Source organism: Arthrobacter sp. Leaf69 (assembly GCF_001422645.1).
In the GTDB taxonomy this organism is placed as follows: domain Bacteria; phylum Actinomycetota; class Actinomycetes; order Actinomycetales; family Micrococcaceae; genus Arthrobacter.
On sequence record NZ_LMLR01000001.1, the window covers coordinates 543,444 to 558,977 of the forward strand.

15 protein-coding genes are annotated in these 15,534 nt (G+C 68.6%); 10 read left to right on the forward strand and 5 right to left on the reverse strand.

Going from position 1 to position 15,534, the window contains the following annotated elements; all coding sequences use genetic code 11:
- Positions 1 to 14 precede the first annotated feature (14 nt).
- The 4 genes from ASE96_RS02550 (at position 15) to ASE96_RS02565 (ending at position 3,894) form a co-directional block, all read left to right on the forward strand.
- Positions 15 to 482, forward strand: coding sequence for a GatB/YqeY domain-containing protein (locus ASE96_RS02550; protein ID WP_056425493.1), 468 nt, complete (start codon positions 15 to 17; stop codon positions 480 to 482).
- Between the two features lie 235 nt (positions 483 to 717).
- Positions 718 to 1,821, forward strand: coding sequence for a methyltransferase (locus tag ASE96_RS02555; protein WP_056426602.1), 1,104 nt, complete (start codon positions 718 to 720; stop codon positions 1,819 to 1,821).
- Positions 1,822 to 1,881: 60 nt separating this feature from the next.
- Positions 1,882 to 3,474, forward strand: a complete 1,593-nt coding sequence (locus ASE96_RS02560; RefSeq protein WP_056425496.1) for an ABC-F family ATP-binding cassette domain-containing protein — start codon at positions 1,882 to 1,884, stop codon at positions 3,472 to 3,474.
- Between the two features lie 105 nt (positions 3,475 to 3,579).
- On the forward strand, positions 3,580 to 3,894 hold the full coding sequence (locus ASE96_RS02565; protein WP_056425499.1) for a hypothetical protein: 315 nt from the start codon (positions 3,580 to 3,582) through the stop codon (positions 3,892 to 3,894).
- 68 nt (positions 3,895 to 3,962) lie between these two features.
- Here the strand turns inward: ASE96_RS02565 and corA are convergent, their stop codons facing one another.
- A complete protein-coding gene (corA, locus tag ASE96_RS02570; RefSeq protein ID WP_056425501.1) occupies positions 3,963 to 4,958 on the reverse strand; it encodes a magnesium/cobalt transporter CorA in 996 nt (331 codons plus the stop codon).
- A gap of 75 nt (positions 4,959 to 5,033) precedes the next feature.
- Positions 5,034 to 5,531 carry an Lrp/AsnC family transcriptional regulator gene (locus ASE96_RS02575; protein WP_056425505.1) on the reverse strand — a complete coding sequence of 166 codons (498 nt, stop codon included), beginning with the start codon at positions 5,529 to 5,531 and terminating at the stop codon, positions 5,034 to 5,036.
- Positions 5,532 to 5,705: 174 nt separating this feature from the next.
- Here ASE96_RS02575 and ASE96_RS02580 point away from each other — a divergent pair, with 174 nt between their 5' ends.
- Positions 5,706 to 6,944 carry an MFS transporter gene (locus tag ASE96_RS02580; RefSeq protein ID WP_056425509.1) on the forward strand — a complete coding sequence of 413 codons (1,239 nt, stop codon included), beginning with the start codon at positions 5,706 to 5,708 and terminating at the stop codon, positions 6,942 to 6,944.
- A 76-nt stretch (positions 6,945 to 7,020) separates the two neighbouring features.
- Here ASE96_RS02580 and ASE96_RS02585 read toward each other — a convergent pair whose 3' ends face one another.
- Positions 7,021 to 7,527 carry an Lrp/AsnC family transcriptional regulator gene (locus tag ASE96_RS02585; RefSeq protein ID WP_056425512.1) on the reverse strand — a complete coding sequence of 169 codons (507 nt, stop codon included), beginning with the start codon at positions 7,525 to 7,527 and terminating at the stop codon, positions 7,021 to 7,023.
- Between the two features lie 132 nt (positions 7,528 to 7,659).
- On the opposite strand from ASE96_RS02585, the gene ASE96_RS02590 reads away from it, so the two are divergent.
- Complete coding sequence (locus ASE96_RS02590; RefSeq protein WP_200912971.1) at positions 7,660 to 8,823, forward strand: trans-sulfuration enzyme family protein; 1,164 nt, start codon at positions 7,660 to 7,662, stop codon at positions 8,821 to 8,823.
- Here ASE96_RS02590 and ASE96_RS02595 read toward each other — a convergent pair.
- A complete protein-coding gene (locus ASE96_RS02595) occupies positions 8,813 to 10,162 on the reverse strand; it encodes an MFS transporter (protein ID WP_082492532.1) in 1,350 nt (449 codons plus the stop codon). The genes ASE96_RS02590 and ASE96_RS02595 overlap by 11 nt on opposite strands.
- Before the next feature lie 90 nt (positions 10,163 to 10,252).
- Between ASE96_RS02595 and ASE96_RS02600 the strand changes: the two genes are divergently transcribed.
- Positions 10,253 to 11,236 (forward strand): LysR family transcriptional regulator, encoded by a 984-nt coding sequence (locus ASE96_RS02600; RefSeq protein WP_056425519.1) that lies wholly within the window; start codon positions 10,253 to 10,255, stop codon positions 11,234 to 11,236.
- Between the two features lie 145 nt (positions 11,237 to 11,381).
- Here ASE96_RS02600 and ASE96_RS02605 read toward each other — a convergent pair whose 3' ends face one another.
- Positions 11,382 to 12,416 carry a nitronate monooxygenase gene (locus ASE96_RS02605; protein WP_056425520.1) on the reverse strand — a complete coding sequence of 345 codons (1,035 nt, stop codon included), beginning with the start codon at positions 12,414 to 12,416 and terminating at the stop codon, positions 11,382 to 11,384.
- 36 nt (positions 12,417 to 12,452) lie between these two features.
- Here ASE96_RS02605 and ASE96_RS02610 point away from each other — a divergent pair, with 36 nt between their 5' ends.
- The 3 genes from ASE96_RS02610 to rsgA all read left to right on the forward strand — a co-directional run bounded on the left by ASE96_RS02610 (position 12,453) and on the right by rsgA (position 15,352).
- Positions 12,453 to 13,388, forward strand: coding sequence for a BadF/BadG/BcrA/BcrD ATPase family protein (locus ASE96_RS02610; protein ID WP_082492533.1), 936 nt, complete (start codon positions 12,453 to 12,455; stop codon positions 13,386 to 13,388).
- A 45-nt stretch (positions 13,389 to 13,433) separates the two neighbouring features.
- Positions 13,434 to 13,886, forward strand: a complete 453-nt coding sequence (locus tag ASE96_RS02615) for an NUDIX hydrolase (RefSeq protein WP_056425523.1) — start codon at positions 13,434 to 13,436, stop codon at positions 13,884 to 13,886.
- A 362-nt stretch (positions 13,887 to 14,248) separates the two neighbouring features.
- Positions 14,249 to 15,352, forward strand: a complete 1,104-nt coding sequence (gene rsgA, locus ASE96_RS02620) for a ribosome small subunit-dependent GTPase A (RefSeq protein WP_235500113.1) — start codon at positions 14,249 to 14,251, stop codon at positions 15,350 to 15,352.
- The last annotated feature ends 182 nt before the right edge of the window (positions 15,353 to 15,534 follow it).

The following is a 15,534-nucleotide window of genomic DNA, read 5'->3' on the forward strand; positions in this document are numbered from 1 at the left end:
ACACGAGGAGAATCATGACCACCCTGAAAGAACGCCTGCACGCCGACGTCGTCAGCCACATGAAGGACCGCAACAAGATCGCCCTCACCACGGTGCGCAATGTCCTGGGCGAAATAGAAACGCGGGAGAAATCCGGCAAGACTCCGATCGTGCTGGACGACGCCCAGGTGACGTCGCTGCTCCAGAAGGAAGCAGCCAAGCGCCGCGACACCGCCCGCATCTACACCGAGGCGGGGGAGTCGGAGCGGGCCGCAGCCGAAATCGCCGAAGCTGAAATCATCGAAGCCTACCTCCCCAAGGCGCTGACAGCGGCCGAAGTGGAAGCAATCGTCGACGAGGTCATCAAGTCCCTCACGGCAGACGGAACCGAGCTGACCATGCGTCAGCTGGGCGCGGTGATGAAGCCGGTGACCGCCAAGGTCGCCGGCCGCTTCGACGGCAAGGCCGTCAGCGAGATCGTCCGCAGCCGCATCTCGTCCTAGGGAAGGTCCGGATGCGTGGCGGGCGGGCACCAGCACCCGCCTGTATCCTGAGTAGGTACGCCAGTGGCAGCATCCGGCGTCGCGGACTCCCGCTGTAACCGTCAGTCTCCGATCAGCCTCCCTCGGACTCTGGGATTGGAACTCTCTTATCGCTACCGCCGTGCCGGGCCCCGTGGACGTCCCTGCGCCCGCCTCCACGCCCCCGCAGACCGCCGCAGCGGGTGAGCCCGCCGTCGTGACGTGGGCCGAGGCAGGCCACAGCAGGACGGCTCGCTGGCGGTCGGCGAACGGACGGCCCGCGCCCGTACGGATCGAAGTGGTCACCGACTCCCTGACGGCCGACGAGGCACACCGGATGGCGTCCCAGGGCATCGCAATGCTCTGGCAGGGTGACTTCCACAATGCCCGGCAGATCCTCAACGCCATGGACCGGCGGCTGGGCACCGGGAAGAAGAAGGTCGCGGACACCCCGGCCGATGAGTTCTACCGGCACCGCCAGGCCCGCTCGCACCGTGCGCGCATGCTCGGCCTGCTGCTGATCCCGCTCGATCCGGGCCCGGTGGTGCCCCTGCGGCGTTCCCCGGATGTCCGGCAGGCCGCCGAGGAAGCCTATGGGGACATCGGCGGACCATCGGTTGTCTCCCTCCACGAGCTTGTCGGGGCCATCGGCGCCCACCAATGGCGAAAGAACGGCGTCTACGTCGAGGCCCTGCAGGGCCGCATCCATCCGCACTACGGCACGTTCTTCCCCACCCGCAGCGAGTATGTCGACCTGGTGGCCGCCGCTCCGCTGCCTTCTGACACGCTGGCGTTCGACGTCGGGACAGGCACCGGCGTGCTCGGCGCCGTTCTGGCCCGCCGTGGCGTCAAACGTGTGGTGGCCACCGACAATGAACCCCGCGCGATTGCCTGCGCCACGGAGAACTTCCGGCATCTGGGCGTCCAGGACCGGGCGGAGGCTGTCCTGGCCGACATGTTCCCGGCCGGCCGCGCGCCGCTCATCGTGTGCAACCCGCCGTGGATTCCGGCCACCCCGCACTCCTCGCTGGATAACGCCGTGTACGACCCCGGCAGCCGGATGCTGTTCCGGTTCCTGAACGAGCTCTCCGGCCACCTGGAGCCGGGCGGGGAGGGCTGGCTCGTCCTCTCGGACCTGGCCGAGCACCTGGGCCTGCGGACCCGTGAGCAACTGCTGGGCGCCATCGACGCGGCCGGGCTGAGCGTGCTGGAACGGCTCGACACCCGGCCAACCCACCCCAAGGCATCCGACCGCAACGATCCCTTGTTCGCGGCCCGGGCGGCCGAGGTCACCTCACTGTGGCGGCTCGCCGTCCGCTAGCGTCCCGCTCCGCCGCACGCATCAATACCCTTCCCCACCTAACTTGAGAGATTCAAACTCATGAGCCTGATCCGACTGCAAGACGTCAGCGTGCGCTTCGACAACACCCAGATCCTCCGGGAAGCGTTCTTCCGCCTCGAAGCGGGGGACCGGGTGGGCCTGATCGGCAAAAACGGTTCCGGCAAGACCACCATCCTCAAGCTGGTCCTCGACCAGGTGGCACCGGACACGGGCACCGTCACCCTGGAACCGGGGACCAAGGTGGGCTACTTCTCGCAGTTCTCCGAACTCGACGGGGACGCCACGATTCTTGAAGTCCTCGACGCGCTGTTTTCGGAGATCAAGGCCGTCGAAGCCGAACTGGCCGCCATCGACGCGGCCATCGCAGCCGATCCCGCGGAAACCGAACTCCACCGGCTCATCGGCCGGCAGGCTGAGCTGTTCGCGGAGATGGAACGGCTCGACGGCTGGGACTACCCGCGGCGCATCGACACGGTCCTCACGACCCTGGGCTTCGATGAGGCCCACCGCACCTGCGCGATCGACGAACTGTCGGGCGGCTGGCGCAACCGTGCAGCCCTCGCCAAGATCCTCCTCGAGGTCCCTGACGTGCTGCTGCTGGACGAGCCCACCAACTTCCTGGACGTGGCCGGCGTGGAATGGCTCGAAAGCTGGTTCCGGGACTTCAAGGGCGCCGCGATCATCGTCTCGCACGACCGAAAGTTCCTCGACGCCGTCGTCACCCGGATCATCGAGGTGGAGAACTTCCACTTGCATGAATACCCGGGCAATTTCGGCGAATACGTCGTCCAGAAGCAGTTCCGTCTCAAAACCCTGGAGCAGCAGTTCGTGCACGAGTCCGAGCTCTTGGCCTTCGAAGCCGAAGGGATCGCGGATCGCCGCGAAGCTGCCAAGGCGGCCAGCCGCGGTCTGGGCAACCAGCTGGCCAAGATCAAGAAGTCCCGCACGCCCCGCCCCGTTGACCAGATCGTCACCGAGATCTACGGCGGCCTGCACGTCAAGGACGTCCTCTGCCGTGTGGAGGGACTGGGCAAGTCCTACGGCGAGAAGCTGCTGTTCGACGATCTGAGCTTCGAGATCCGCCGCGGCAACCGGATCGTGGTCCTCGGCTCCAACGGCAGCGGCAAGTCCACTCTCCTGAAGGTGCTGACGGGAGAAGAGCAGGCCGACACCGGCGACGTGGCCTGGGCCAAGGGACCCGGGTTCGTGTCCTACAACCAGATGCTGGCGGACCTCGACGACGCCGACACCGTGTCCCACGCGGTCAACGCGCTGCCTGACAGCCTGGCGTTCAGCGCCACCAGGAAATCCGTTAACCGGTTCCTCGCGATGTTCCAGTTCTCCGAGGCGGACCTCAAGCAGAAAATTGGAAACCTCTCCGGCGGGCAGAAGGCACGTGTCGCCATGGCGCAGTGCCTCCTGTCCGGTGCCTCGGTCCTGTTGCTCGATGAGCCCACCAACCACCTGGACATGTCCAGCACGCAGGTCATGGAACGCGCGCTGGTGCACTTCCCGGGGGCCGTCGTGGTGGTCAGCCACGACCGGTTCTTCAGCGAGAAGATAGCCAACCGCCACCTCGTGTTCGGCGCTGACGGCGCGGCCCCCGGGGAAATCGACGTGCGGGCCGCCTAGGGGCGGTCGGTCCCAGACCGCCGGTGAACTCAAGTCGCCGACGGCGTCGTCCGGAGAATGCGACCGCAGCCCCTCAGAGCGCCGTACCCGCGGGATAATGGAAACATGACCGAACAGGACCAGGACCGCGACCCGTGGGATGAGTTCGACAGCCTCAAGCCCGCGGGACCGGACCGCGTGGAGGGCTACCCCGGGGGCGAGCCCCTGGGCTTTGGCTTCCGCACGGGAGTCCGCAGCGCGAAGGTGGCCATCGGCTTCGCCGTCTACGCGCTGGCCTTGGGAACCACCCTGGTGGTGATCGGAGCCGTCGACTTTATCGGCGCAGGCCAGTGGCTGCTGCTGGGGCTTATGGTCCTGGTCGAGGCGGTCTTTGTCCTGGCCTTCAGCCGCCTGGTCGCGCAGGCCCGGCAGCGCCGCTGACCGCGCGCTCACGACGCCAGGACTCCGCCCCCGCCCTGCCGGTGGGCCCGGGCGCCGGGGCCTTTGGGCTAGAGCCAGCCCTTGTTCTTGAAGATGCCGTACATCAGGGCGGCCGTGCCGGCCATCAGCCCGATCGCCATTGGGTAGCCGAAACTCCACTGCAGTTCGGGCATCGCGTCAAAGTTCATGCCGTAGATACCGGCGACAAATGACGGTGCAAATAGGATGGCGGCCCACGACGAGATCTTCTTGACCTGCTCGTTCTGCTCGGCACTGGCCTCGTTCTGGCGGTTGGCGGTCAGCGTGCCGTCGAGCGTGAGGGCGTTCTGCAGGAGGTCCCGGAAGGAATCCGCCCGGGAAATCAGCCGCTCCACGTGGTCCTCGACGTCGCGGAGGTTGTGCTGGAGCTCGGAATTGATCTGGTACTTTTCGAAGCCGCGCCGGAGCAGCTGCATCATGGCCGGGAGCGGATGGATGGCGCGCTGGAACTGGATGACTTCACGCGCCAGTTCGTAGATCCGCCGGGACACCTTGGGGTCGCCGCTGAAGAGCTGGTCCTCGATCTCGTCGATGTCATTCTCCAGCCCCGCCACCACGGGCACATAGTCGTCCACCACCTGGTCCATCAGCGCATAAAGCACAGCCTCCGGGCCGTGGCACAGGAGGTCGGGGCGCCGCTCCAGCTTTCGCCGCACCTGGGCCACCCCGCCGGTCTCGGCGTGCCGGACGGTGACGACGAAGTTCTTGCCGGTAAACACGTGGAGTTCGCCGAATTCCACGGTTTCCGTCTCATCCAGGTACCGCGCCGGGCGCAGCACGGTGAAGAGATTGTCGTCGTAGCGTTCGAGCTTGGGGCGCTGGTGGGCCGAAATAGCGTCTTCCACGGCGAGCCGGTGCAGACCGAACTCTTCTGCGACGGCGGCCATTTCGTCCTCCGTCGGCCGGTAGAGGCCGACCCACGCCATTCCGCCGTGCCGGCTCAGGGTTTCGAAGGTCTGCTCGAGGCTCTGCGGCTCGGCGGTGCGGACGCCGTCCACATAGACGGCGTTATCGATGATAGTCACGGGCCCATTATCCCGTCTTCCGCGGTCGCGGCCGCGCGGGCACCGTTGGCCACGGCGGGCGGCGGGCCGGGGAGATCACTTTGGCCGGGCGGGGGCCAGGGAGCTGCCCTGGGCCAGCCGGCTGATCAGCGGTTCGGTGCGGTACTGGATGTGCGTGTGGAGGGCAAGGACCGTCTCGGTCCGGATGACGCCCCTGATCCGGAGGATGGAGCGCAAGGCGGCCTGCAGGTTGTGCGTGTCGGTGGCCACCACGCGGCACCACACATCCCCGCGTCCGGAGATCTCATGGACTTCCAGAACCTGTGCGATCAGGCGCAAGGCGCCCACCACGCCGTCGAGTTCCCGGTGGTTGACCTCGATCGTGACGAAGGCGACGACGTCGTACCCCACCGCTTCAAGATCGATCTCGCGGCCGCCGTCGTGCAGCAAACCGGAGCGCTGCATCCGCCGCACGCGGGACTGCGCGGTGTTGCGGGCAATGCCCAGGGTGTCGCTGAGTTCACCGATCTGGATCCGCGGATCCCGGATCAACTCCAGCAGGATCTTCAGGTCCGTGGGGTCCAGACTGTTCAAATCATCACTCCGGTTCACTCTGGCAGCACTCGATTGACTGTTTTGATCAATTTTGCCATGCATTTCAGCTGTGGAGATCAGCCGTCCGTCATTCTGGACGTATCGAATTTTCACGGGCTGGCGGTTCCCCCACCACAGGGAACACGCGGCCCGCTTCCACGTAAGGGCACGGACATGACGGTCTTCAGTGAACTCCGCATGCGCCCGGCCACGGCAGACCGCTGGGGCTGGGACGCTTCCACCACCGCACGGCTGGTGATGGCCGGCGTCGTGATTTTCACGCTCCTGGTCGGCGCGAATCTCGCCACCCCGCTGTACCCGCTGCTGCAGGCCAAGCTCGGGATCACGGCGCTGGACGTCACCGTAGCCTTCTCCGCGTACGTCCTGGCGCTGGTGGCCACCCTGATCCTGGCCGGCCACTGGTCTGACCACATCGGCCGCCGCGCCGCCCTGGTGCTCGCCGTGCTTGTTGGCCTCGCGGGCGGTTCCGTCTTTGCCACTGCGGACAGCCTGTTCGCGCTGTGCACCGGCCGGGCCCTGCAGGGCATTGCGGTGGCCCTCGCCACCGGCGCCAGTTCGGCGGCCCTGCGGGAGCTGCTGCCCAGCCGCCCCGAATGGGCCTCGAGGTTCACCCTGCTGGCGTCCGCCGGCGGTGTGGCGGCCGGCCCGGCCATCGGGGGAGTGCTCTCGCTGCTGCCCGGTCCCACCTCCACGCCGTACTTCCTGCATTCTGTGGTTCTCACCGCACTGCTGGTTCCGCTGTACCTTCTCAAGGCCCGGCCGGCGATCACCTCGATTGCGGGTCCGCAGCCGCTGCGCGTGCTGGCGCCCCGCCGGCCGTCGGTGTCCAGCGAAGCACGGGGCGCGTTCTGGCTGGCTGCCTCGGTGGGGTTCCTCAGCTTCACCGTCTTCGGCTTCTGCCTCTCCCTTGCGCCGGGCTATTTCGCCCAGATCGTCCACGCGGATTCGCGCCCGCTGATTGGCCTGCTGGCAGGGTTGACCCTCGGGTCCTCCGCGCTCAGCCAGCTGCTCGCCGTGCGGGGACGGTTCGTGGTGCCGATGGGACTTGCCGTTCTGGCCGCGTCGGTGCTGCTCATCGCGGCGGCTGCCGCCTGGAACAGTCCCTGGCTGCTGATTGTCGCGAGCATCACCGCCGGCATCGGCCAAGGTGTGTCCTTCCGGACCGTCTTCAACGATGTGGCCGGGAAGGTCGAGGCCTCGCGTCACGCCCAGATCATCAGCACCGTCTACGTCATTACTTACCTGGGCAGCGCCATTCCCGTCATTGGGCTGGGGCTCGCGGCCGGCGTCGTCGGCCTGCAGACGGCGGTTGCCGGCTTCGTCGTGGTCTGTGCCATCGCGGCGGCGGTCCTCGCCGGCATGACGCTGCGGGCGGCGCTGCGCCGCGGCTGACGGCCCGGGAAGGGCGTTACGCGCCTCCTGCGCCAGCCCGGGGCGCCGGAGCGTTGAGCTCGGGCCCGCGGCCCGTTTAGTCGGGCAGCGGGCCCTGGTTGCCCTGGATGTGGTCGAACACGAGCGTGGTTTCGGTGTGGCCCACCACGGGATCGGTGGCCAGGTTGTCCAGCACCCAGTCGCGGAGGTCCTCGGTGGTGGCCACCGCGATGTGCAGCAGGTAGTCCACCGAACCCGAGGTGTGGAAGGTCGACAGCACGGCCGGGAGTTTGGGCACCCGGGACGTAAAGCGGTCGATCTGTTCGCGGTCATGGGCGCGCAGCCTGACGGCGATGAGGGCCTGCACGGAGCGGCCGATCGCGGACAGGCTCAGCTTCGCCTCGAAGCCCTGGATGATCCCGCGGTCGGACAGGGCGCGGGTGCGCATCAGGGCCGTGGACGGGGCAATCCCCACGAGTTCAGCCAGCTGCTTGTTGGAGATGCGGGCGTCGGCGACGAGTGCCGCGAGCAGGCGCTCGTCGATAGCGTCCAGCGGCTCGCCGGCACCCGCTCCCGGCCGAAGATTCTTCGCACTGCTACTCACGGATCCTCCTTGAAGTGTTGTCAGTTCATCATAAACGGCACATTCCAACACTTCCATTCATGCCCCCTACAAATCTCCGAATTATTGCCAGATACTTGCGGCATTCAATGGTGAATATTCATAAGGAGCAACGTGCTTTCTCAAGACTCGCTGGCCGTCCACGCCGGCCGGACCGGCCTCACTGAATTGGGCGTGCACGCAGTGCCGATCGATCTTTCCACCACGGCGCCGCTACCCTCCGTGCACGACGGCGGTCTCGCTTATGAGCACATGGCCACGGGTGGCACCCACATGGAGGGGCAGAGCACCGTCTACCAGCGGCTCTGGAATCCCACCGTGGCACGGTTCGAGGAGGGCGTGGCGGTCCTCGAAGAGACCCCGGAGGCGGTGGCGTTCGCCACCGGCATGGCGGCGCTCAGCGCGGTGCTGCTTGCCGTCGTCGCCACCGGAAAGAAGCACGTGGTCGCGGTGCGGCCACTGTACGGGGGGAGCGATTACCTGCTGGCCTCGGGGGTGCTCGGCAATGAGGTGACGTTCACTGCCCCGGAGGGTGTCCATGCCGCGCTCCGGCCCGACACCGGCCTGGTGATCCTCGAGACGCCGGCCAACCCGAGCCTGGAACTCGTCGACATTGCCCGCGTGGCCGCGGCGGCCGACGGCGTCCCGCTCCTGGTCGACAACACCTTCGCCAGTCCGATCCTCCAGCGGCCCTTCCGCCACGGCGCGGCCATGGTCCTGCACAGCGCCACCAAGTTCCTCGGCGGCCACGGAGATGCCATGGGCGGCGTGGTGGCCGCGGCGCCCGAGTGGACCACGAGGCTGCGCCAGATCCGGGCCGTCACGGGCGGAATCCTCACACCCTGGCCGGCCTACCTGCTCCACCGCGGACTGGCCACGCTCCCTGTCCGGGTGCGCGCCCAGCAGGCCGGCGCGCAGAAAGTCGCGGCGGCCCTGGCCGAACACGGGCTGGTCCGGCGGGTCTTCTACCCGGGGCTGCCCGAGTGCGACCCGCAGGGTCTGATCGGGACGCAGATGTCCGGTCCCGGCTCGCTGATCGCCTTTGACGTGGGCACTGCCGGGCACGCGGAGCGGATTCCCGGTGCGGTGAGCATGATCACGCACGCGGTCTCGCTCGGCGGCATCGACACTCTGATCCAGCACCCGGCCGGACTGACCCACCGCCCGGTCGCCGCCGAGGCCAAACCGCACGCCAGCCTGCTGCGTGTGTCGGTCGGACTGGAGGACCCGGCCGACGTCGTGGCCGACCTCGTGCAGGCCATCGAAGCTACGCGCTAACGCCGCTCGCTTTAGCCGCGGGCGTCTCAGCCACGGGCGCCGGGCGGGCGGGATGCACGACGGCGGTGATCACCGCCGTCGTGCAGGCCAATCCGATGACGGTCAAGGCCAGCGCCGTCCAACCGAGCGACTGGAACACCAGCCCGCCGGCCCAGCCGATGACGCTGGATCCAAGGTAGTAGGCGAGGTTGTAGAGGGACGCCGCCTGGGCCCGGCCGGTCGTGGCGATCACGCCGGTCCAGCCGGCGCCGATGCTGTGCGCCGCGAAGAAGCCTCCGGTGAACAGCAGCAGGCCTGCCATGATGAGCGCCAGCAGCTGGGTCAGCGTTAGCGCCAGGCCCGCCACCATCAGGACCGTTCCCGCGATCAGCACCGTGCGCCGCCCGAACCGCGCCGCCAAGCCCCCGGCCCAGCGGGAGGAGACTGTTCCGGAGAGGTAGGCCAGGAAAATCAGGCTGATGATGGTGGCAGGCAGTCCGAAAGGTTCGCCGGAGAGCCGGAAGCCAAGGTAGTTGTAGACGGCCACAAAGCCGCCCATCAGCAGGAACGCCTGGACGTAGAGGGCGAGCAGGCGGGGGTTCCGGCCGTGGCCCGTCAGCGTCCGAAGTGCCCCGCGGAAGCCGCTGGCCGCCGCGGCCGTGAAGCCCCGCGCCTGCGGGACCAGAAGCAGGAACAGGGCCGCCGCGGCGCCGGCCAGGATGGAGACGGCCAGGGCCGCAGCCCGCCATCCCCACAGTTCACCGACCACACCGGCCAGCAGCCGGCCGGCGAGTCCGCCCAAGGTGGTCCCGGCGACGTACGTTCCAGCCGCCAGCGCGGCGTGGGCCTTGTTGACCTCCTCGTTGAGGTAAGCGATGGCGATGGCCGGGATGCCGCCCAGTGCCATGCCTTCGAGCATCCGCAGGCCCAGCAGCATCGGGAAGCTGGTGGCGAGCGGGACCAGCAGGCCCAGGGCGGTGGCGGCGGAGATGCCCCACATCATGGCCCGGACGCGCCCGATCCGGTCGGCCAGGAAGGACCACGGAAGAACCGTTAAGGCCAGCCCTACGGTGGCCAGCGAAATCGTGAGTGCCGCTTCAGCCGCCGTGACCTGCAGGTCGGCCGCCATCATAGGCAGCACCGCCTGGGTGGAATACAGCTGGGCAAAGGTGGCCACACCGGCGAACGCCAGCCCCGCGAGAATTTTCCTGTAGGCGGCGGATCCCTTGGGGTGTCCCGGCCAGGCGGGAATCCCGACGACATCCGAGCCGGTGGGCGCCGGGCCGGTCCCGGTCCCGGCGGCGTCCGTCGGGGCGCGTTCGGGGCCAGCGGGGTGGCGGAGGAGTGGAAGTCGTGGCATGTCCCCAGAATAGGCTTCAGCTGAACATGCTTCCAATGCATGATTCTCATAGAATTCATAGCGAATGCGCAATGATTTGGAGGGCAGGCAATGGACGTCGAGCACAAACACCTGGTGCAGCTGCTGCCGCTGTTGCCCCTGCTGGCCGAGCTCGGGCGCACTCAGCACGTCACCGCTGCCGCCGAAGTGCTGGGAGTGCCTCAGTCGACGGTGAGCCGGGGTATCGCCCGGGCCAGCAGCATCATCGGGACGGAACTGCTGATCCGTGACGGCCGCGGCGTGCGGCTGACCCCTGCCGCCAAGGCGCTCCTGCCGCACATCGAGGCCGCGCTGGACGAGTTCCAGGCCGGACTGGACCTTGTCCGGCACGAATCGGAAGTGGTGCGCGGACGGATCGCAGTGTCCTTCCAGCACACCTTCGGCGAGGCGATGCTGCCGCTGCTGATCAGTGCCTTCCGCAGCCGGCATCCACAGCCGGCCTTCGCGCTTAGCCAAGGCGCCCGGGACGGTTGCCTGGCCGAACTCGCCGCCGGCGACGCGGACCTTGCCCTGACCGCCCCGGTCGCGGCGCCGAGCCGGCTGATCTCCTCGGCAGCGCTGTACCGGGAACCGCTGCGGCTCGTCGTCCACCACCGGCATCCCCTCGCCAAGCGCCGCCGCGCCCGCCTCGAGGAGATCCGGCAGGACCCGTTCGTGGCCATGGGCCCGGGCTACGGCATGCGCTCACTGACCGACGCCCTGTTCCGGGAGGCGGGATTCCGGCCCCGGATCGCCTTCGAGAGCCAGGACTCCCACACGGCCCGCGGACTCGTCTCGGCAGGCCTCGGCGTGAGCATCCTCCCGCCCGGGGAGGTGGCCCCCGGGCGCCACACTCCGGCCCAGTCCGGGGATCTCGGCTGGGTGGAGCTCGCCCTGGATTCAGGCCTGGCCTTCCGGGAGATAGGCTTGGCCTGGCGGGAACGCCGCGGGGGAGCCGACGCAGAGCCGGACCCGGTGCGGCTCTTCCGGGAGCTGGTGCTCAGCGAGGGCCCCGCATTGCTCGCCGGCTTCGTCCGGGGACGCGCGGGCGCCTGAGTCGCGCCGTGGCGTCGGGGTGCCGGAGCTGGCCAGTGGCGCCAGATCGCCGGAACGGTCCAGCGAAACGGCACGGCTCCGGCGACCTCAGCGAATTCGGCGACCTAGACGGTGCACGGCGGCCGGGGCGCGGTGCGGCGATGCGTCAGCCCAGCAAATCAGCCATGACCTCCGCCACGGAGCCGGCCCGTGCCTGCCGCCAGCCCGTTCCTGCCCAGAGGTTCAGCCGCTCCGCATCCCCTGCGGCCGCGGCAGCCGCGCGCAGGGGAGCGGTGAGGTGGTGCACGGCGGGATAGGCCTCTGGCGCGTCGGGGTGATCCAGGACAAACTCATTGACGAGTGCCCGGGCCCCCCGCCCCGTGAAGGCCCTCGTCAGCCGGGTTTCCGTGAAACGCGGGCTGGCGAGGGCGTCTTTGTGCAGCTGGCGCGCGCCGCTCTCGTCGGTGCGGAGGAATGCGGTGCCCAGTTGTGCCGCCTCGGCCCCTGCCGCGAGGACTGCTTTCAGCCCGGCCCGGTCCATCACGCCGCCGGCAGCGACCAGCGGGAGTCCGACGGCGGACCGCACCCGGGTGACCAGCTCGGCCGTCGTGCCTGGCCGGATTGCATCGCGGCCGCCGGCGTCCCGCTGGAATGCCGCGCTGTGACCCCCGGCGCTCGCATGCTGCACCACCAGTGCATCGACGCCCTGCCCGGCGGCCTCGAGCGCCTCGGCAACAGTGGTCACTGTGGCGAGCACGGTGGAACCTGCCCGCTGCAGGGCACGCACGACGCCGGTCCCGGGCAGCCCGAACGCGAAACTGACCAGTTCCACCGGGTTCTCCCGCAGGGCGTCGATCTTGCCGTGCCAGTGGTCGTCGTCGTCGAGCCGCAACGGCGGGACCTCCACGCCGTATCGACGTGCGTCCGGCCGCAGCCGGGCGCGGTATTCCTCTAGCTGCGCCAGCACGGCGCCGGAAGGAACCTGCTGGGCGGGATCGGGAACGAAGACGTTCATGCCGAAACGTGCCCCCGCGGCACGGGCGCTGCTGATGTCCGCCTGCATGGCTTCCACAGTCTTGTAGCCCGCGGCCAAAAAACCCAGTCCGCCGGCCTCATGCACGGCTGTGACGAAGTCCGGAGTAGAGGTCCCGCCGGCCATCGGAGCAGCAATGACCCGGGTACCAAAGATGTCGTGCGACATTGCTCACTCCTGTGCGTGATTCAGTAGGCTGTTCCGGTGACCCATTCTGACATCCCGCCCGCGGCGGACACCGTTCCCTCCGTTCCTGCCGCCGGCGCCGTGATCGGCCTTGACATCGGCGGAACCAAGACCCGCGGCGTCCGGTTCGAGGGCGGCGCCGTTGTGGCCGACGAATCGGTGGGCAGCTCCAACGTCCAGAACGTCAGCCGCGAAGTGGCGGCGCTCAATCTTGCCGAGCTCTTCGCCCGGATCGGCGGCGGGACCGTCTCCCGGGTGTATGCGGGAGCCGGCGGCATCGATACCGACGCCGACGCCGAGGCCCTCACCGCCCTGATCGCGCCGCATGTGCCGGGCGCCCGGATCACAGTGGTCCACGATTCGCGGCTCCTGCTGGCCGCCGGGGGAGCAAGTACCGGCGTGGCAGTCATTGGCGGCACCGGCTCGGCCGCCTGGGGCCGGAACAGTCTCGGCGAGGAGGCCCGCGCCGGCGGCTGGGGCTATCTGCTGGGGGACGAAGGCAGCGGGTACTGGCTGGGCCGCGAGGCCGTCCGGCACAGCCTGCGCCGGATGAACCAGGGGCTGGAACCGGACGAATTGACCACTGCCCTGCTGGCCTCCTGCGGCGTGGATGATCCCAACAAGCTGATCGCACTCTTCCATTCACCGGACACCGGACGCCGGTACTGGGCCGAGCGAGCCCGGCTCGTGGTTGATGCCGCCGACGCCGGCCACGCCGCCAGCCGGGAACTCGTGGACCAGGCCGGCCGCGACCTCGCCGGGCTCGCGGAGCAGACGGTCCGGCAACTGCGCATCGACGGCCCGGTGATCCTCGGCAGCGGACTGGGCATGAACGTCCCGCGCCTGCAGGAATCCTTCCGCGCAGCCCTGGCCGCCGCAGGAATCACCGACGTACGCATCCTGACGCAGGATCCCGTCTTTGGTGTGCTCCAGCTGGTAGCCGAGCAGGGCTGACGCGGCCTTCGGGCTACGACACTGTCCGGCCACTACGCTGGAGGGATGAGCCTGAACTTCGATACCCGTCCCGCTGCCTACGCGGTCATCATCCGCGACGGCGCCATCCTGCTGGCGTACTGGAAGCAGGGCGGCAAGGAAGGCTGGACCCTGCCGGGCGGCGGGCTGGACCTGGGCGAGCACCCGGTCGACGGCTGCCGCCGCGAAATCCATGAGGAAACCGGATACCACGCCGAGGTGGGCACCATGCTGGGGATCGACGTCGGGCACTGGCCCGCGGAAATCCGGATCGACGGCGGAGAACGCGATTTCCAGTCCCTCCGGCTGATCTACGAGGCAAGGATCACCGGCGGGGAACTGCGGCACGAGGTGGACGGCAGCACAACGCACGCGGCCTGGATCCCGCTGGAGGACGTCGAAGGGCTCAACAAGGTCTCGCTCGTCGACGTCGCGCTCCGGCTCCACCGGGAGCGGCCGCTGGACGGCAAACTTTCCTGACGGATCCCCTAGCCAGGCCGGGCGGGCGCGGCTATTCTAAAAAAGCCGCGGGGAGGCCCCTGCGGAACCGGCAGCAGACGGCACAGCGAACGACGGCGGAACGGGGAGGTGGAGACGATGACTGCAATAGTCCTGGGCGCAACGCGCACCAAAATCAGCCACGTCATTATTCCTGCCCCGGCCATCAGCACCAACTAGCCGCACAACCGCTGCCAGATCCCACCCGCAGCGCGGCACGTGCACCGGGGCCCATCAAAGGGTTTTCGTTGACTAGTTCTCTTGCACGTCCGGGCGCTCACGGCGCCACCAACACCACCAACAACTTTCCCGAAGGTCCGGCCGGCTACGGTTTCACCACCGCCATCGCCGAACGCTTCACCGCCCATCCAATTCCGGGCGGCACCGGCGCGGGACGGGTCATCCGCGTGGACCGCAACCTGGTCCTCGTCGCCACGCGCGATGCGACACTCCACCTGCCCTACCCCAGCGCCGGGGAGCTCCCCGCCACAGGGGACTGGGTCTGGCTGGGATCCAACACCGCGGGGGAGCCTGCCATTACGGGGATCCTGCCGCGCCATTCGGAACTGAGCCGCAAGCGTGCCTTCGAAGCCTCGTCGGAGGCGCAGGTCCTCGGCGCGAACATGGACATCGTCGGCGTCGTGGTGCCCGTGGACCGTCCACTGACCCACAACCGGCTCGAGCGCACCCTCGTCGCGGCCTGGGACTCCGGAGCCACCCCGCTCGTCATCATCACCAAGGCGGACCTCGCGGACGTCGCGGATGACGTCGTCGGCAAGGTGATCCTCCAGGCCGCCGGCGTCGCGGTGGTGACCACCTCCGCCGAGCAAGGCGACGGCCTCGATGAACTGCTGGGGCATCTCCCGCCCGGCGGCACCCTTGTCTTGCTGGGTCCCTCGGGGGCCGGGAAATCCACCCTCATCAACGCCCTCGTCGGCGGCGATGTCCAGGAAACCGGGGCGGTCCGGGCTGGCGACGGAAAAGGTAAACACACCACCACGTCCCGGGAACTCGTGCCCCTGCCGGGCGGCGCCGTGCTAATGGACACCCCGGGGGTGCGCGGCTTCGGGTTGTTCGACGCCGACGGCGGGATGGAGGAGATGTTCGGCGATCTGGAGGAACTCTTCGGGCAGTGCCGGTTCGCCGACTGCGCGCACGGCAGCGAGCCCGGCTGCGCCGTGCAGGCCGCGATCGCGGAGGGCAGGCTGGATGACCGCCGCTGGGCGAGCTACTTGAAACTCCAGCGCGAACTCGCGGCCTTGGCCCGGCGGCACGATTCGGCCGCCCGCCGCGCCTACGCACGGGAGTGGCACCAGAAAATAGTGGCGGGGGGCAAGAGCCAGCGGTCGGCCGAACGGGACAGCCACGAGGAGGTCGAAAGGCAGCGCGCCAAGCGGGGCGGCAAAGGCCGGGGCCGGGCAACCGGAGGCGGCCGGCAGAGCCGCTGACCCTCGCGGAGCGGTGGATGGGTGCCACCGGGAAATATTTCCGCGCGGCACCCATCCACCTGCGGAGTGGCACCGAATTGCAGTGTCAGCCACCGCGCTGTTGATAAGGTCCCTGACTTTGTCGGCTGGGCTGGCTAGGCTGAGTTCTACGTGCTTTACAGCAAAAAATCGGCGAGTCTATG

What these genes read in the sequence shown, in the direction of transcription:
- ASE96_RS02550 (WP_056425493.1), top strand. Translation starts at nt 15, where the DNA reads ATGACCACCCTGAAAGAACGCCTGCACGCCGACGTCGTCAGCCACATG.
- ASE96_RS02560 (WP_056425496.1), top strand. Translation starts at nt 1,882, where the DNA reads ATGAGCCTGATCCGACTGCAAGACGTCAGCGTGCGCTTCGACAACACC.
- ASE96_RS02565 (WP_056425499.1), top strand. Translation starts at nt 3,580, where the DNA reads ATGACCGAACAGGACCAGGACCGCGACCCGTGGGATGAGTTCGACAGC.
- ASE96_RS02580 (WP_056425509.1), top strand. Translation starts at nt 5,706, where the DNA reads ATGACGGTCTTCAGTGAACTCCGCATGCGCCCGGCCACGGCAGACCGC.
- ASE96_RS02595 (WP_082492532.1), bottom strand. Translation starts at nt 10,162, where the DNA reads ATGCCACGACTTCCACTCCTCCGCCACCCCGCTGGCCCCGAACGCGCC.
- ASE96_RS02600 (WP_056425519.1), top strand. Translation starts at nt 10,253, where the DNA reads ATGGACGTCGAGCACAAACACCTGGTGCAGCTGCTGCCGCTGTTGCCC.
- ASE96_RS02605 (WP_056425520.1), bottom strand. Translation starts at nt 12,416, where the DNA reads ATGTCGCACGACATCTTTGGTACCCGGGTCATTGCTGCTCCGATGGCC.
- ASE96_RS02615 (WP_056425523.1), top strand. Translation starts at nt 13,434, where the DNA reads ATGAGCCTGAACTTCGATACCCGTCCCGCTGCCTACGCGGTCATCATC.